General features: G+C 26.8%; 2 protein-coding genes. Both read right to left on the bottom strand.

Annotation, left to right across the window (positions count from 1 at the left end):
- Nucleotides 1–3: 3 nt before the first annotated feature.
- The gene (locus EHV01_RS06530; RefSeq protein WP_422066751.1) at nt 4–960 is read right to left on the bottom strand and encodes a hypothetical protein; all 957 of its coding nucleotides are present in this window, start codon (nt 958–960) and stop codon (nt 4–6) included.
- Nucleotides 961–1033: 73 nt separating this feature from the next.
- Complete coding sequence (locus EHV01_RS06535) at nt 1034–1696, bottom strand: uracil-DNA glycosylase (protein WP_422066752.1); 663 nt, start codon at nt 1694–1696, stop codon at nt 1034–1036.
- Between the last annotated feature and the right edge of the window lie 209 nt (nt 1697–1905).

Below are 1905 nucleotides of genomic sequence, written 5' to 3' on the forward strand. Positions count from 1 at the left end.
ATTTTAATATTGTAAATTTGCATTAGTATCTTTATGAATTAATGGGGAAACAGCCCGATATGTAATATAAATAATTGCCGAATTAAATAATACTTTCATTGGTGCCATTGCTAATCGCGTAATCATAGTTATCCCATAACCATCTGTTCTACCATTTTTATTCTGTGACACCGTTAAAAAGGTGATATCCCCCCATGCGGATATCAAGGTGGTGACTCAATATTCATTAACAACAGCAAGCATAATAATAGCAACTAAATCTCAATAACGTTTTTTTGTTTTATCAAAATGACGATAAACAAACATAATAATTCATATAATGATAATAGTTCCCCCTGTGCCAAAACCAATAATATAACTTAAAACAATTTTGCTAACTTCCAATCCAGCAAATAATGTAATGGTTTCAAATGGTGAATATCATGTCATTACTCCAGCAAAAGTTCCAAAAATTAAAATAAAAATATTTGTTAACATAAATAAAACTCATTTATGGTTACCAACGGCACGATTAATTGAAGATACACAACCCGATAAAAATCCATATGAAGCAATTACAATAATATAAGCAACATGAAGATAAGAAGGAACAAATAACATAACAATTAAATCAGTAACAACCCCCGATAAAAGTCCAACGATTGGTCCAAAAATAAATCCACTAATTTTAACCATTAAACCTTCAAAAGCAATCCGCACAGGAGGAAAAACCGTAATTGGTACTGTTATTGAAATAATAATAGTAACTGTTGCTGAAACTGCTGATAACATTGTAATATACGCAATATTTTTCGTTGTAAAACGAATACCATGATAACGTTTAGGATTAATTAAATAATATAAACCATTATAAATACAATAAATAATAAAAAGAGCACCAATAACACCACTAGCAATATATGCCATTTTATTACTATATAAGATTTTTGATATATCACTAAATGATGTTAGTAGACCCATAATATCCCCACAATCTATATTAATAAAATAAATCCTCTTGTCCTGTCAATATTTTACATATATCAATTATACATTACATTTTTCAATCAATTATGTTTTTTTTATTTTTTAAAAGTAAATCGTTAATTTTTACAAAAAATTGTTGATCCTTAAATAAATTGTAACTAAAAGGTGATGGGTGCACTCCCTTAATAATATTACTTTTATTCAAAATATATTCACCATACTGTTTTGCATAATTGCCTCATAAAACATATACAATATCATTACGAATCTCATTTAAATAAATAATCAAATTTTGACTAAAATTAGTTCAACCAATATCCTTATGACTTAAAGGCGTTTTGGCAACAACACTTCCAATTGTATTATATAGAAAAACACCTTTTTTAGCTCAATGGTCTAAATTACCACTAGCATAATGATCAACACCTAGGTCTTTTTTTAATTCATGAAAAATATTGACTAAACTTGGCGGAGTTTTAATACCATCATTAATACTAAAAGCTAAACCATTTGCTTGGCCTGGACCATGATATGGATCTTGTCCAATAATAACAACTTTAATATCATTAGGCTCAGTTAATGTAAACAAACGAAAAATATCTGTTTTTGCAGGGTAACAAAGTTTATTTTGATATTCACTATCAATGTTCTTTAACAATTGTTTAAAATACGGTTTTTTAATCTCATTATCAAAGAACTCTCCTCAACCAACTGCGTATTTTATTCACATTCCCTTTTCTCCTATTGCCTCTTATTTATAGTAAATTATTAATTTCGGTTTTTTGTAAAATAATTATATCAAAAAAAGGAAAAAAAGATAATAGACTTCTTGCATAACCTATTAAAATAATTGTAAATATTTTTAAAAAGATACTAATAGCAAATTATAATTTTAATTAATTATGTCTTTTATTTAAAAATTTAATATTTTCCTACAAC

The sequence above is a fragment of the Spiroplasma sp. hy2 genome (genome assembly GCF_044714365.1).
Lineage (GTDB): Bacteria > Bacillota_I > Bacilli_A > Mycoplasmatales > Mycoplasmataceae > Spiroplasma > Spiroplasma phoeniceum.